Annotated in this window: 1 protein-coding gene; it reads left to right on the forward strand. The window is 49.4% G+C overall.

Annotation, left to right across the window (positions count from 1 at the left end; genetic code table 11):
- On the forward strand, window positions 1-567 hold a 567-nt coding region (locus tag R7Z77_RS27435; RefSeq protein ID WP_318137315.1), incomplete at both ends, for a TRAP transporter large permease subunit.

Below are 567 nucleotides of genomic sequence, written 5' to 3' on the forward strand. Positions count from 1 at the left end.
ATCGCAATGGCGTCGGGCAGATATCTCTTTGAAGCAGAGCAAAATGGCTCTTGCGGTCGATGTGCTCATCGCAGCAGGGGCTATCGCCTGTTTGCTTTACATTCCATATGCCGAAGATGCGTTGTATGAGCGTGGTGTTAAGTTTGTCACTAGCGACTGGGTCTTTGCCATTATGGCGATATTGATCGTCATCGAACTGATTCGCCGCACCATGGGGTGGTTTATTCCTGTGTTGATTGTGATCTGTTTGAGCTACGTTGTTCTGTGGGGAAAATGGGCGACGGGTATTTTTCATTTTCCGGGGTTGAGCATGGAAACGCTGCTTTATCGCAGTTTCTACTCTTCTGAAGGCATGTTCGGTTCTATTTCTCGCATCAGTTGGACATTCGTTTTTATGTTCATCCTCTTTGGTGCGTTTTTAGTACGCTCTGGCGTTGGGGATTACATCATCAATGTCGCTCGTGCAGCCGCAGGAAAAATCATCGGAGGGCCGGGTTTCATTGCCGTGCTTGGCTCGGGTTTAATGGGCTCTGTGTCGGGATCTAGCGTGGCGAATACCGTGTCGAC

This window comes from Vibrio sp. 1401, from assembly GCF_033340295.1.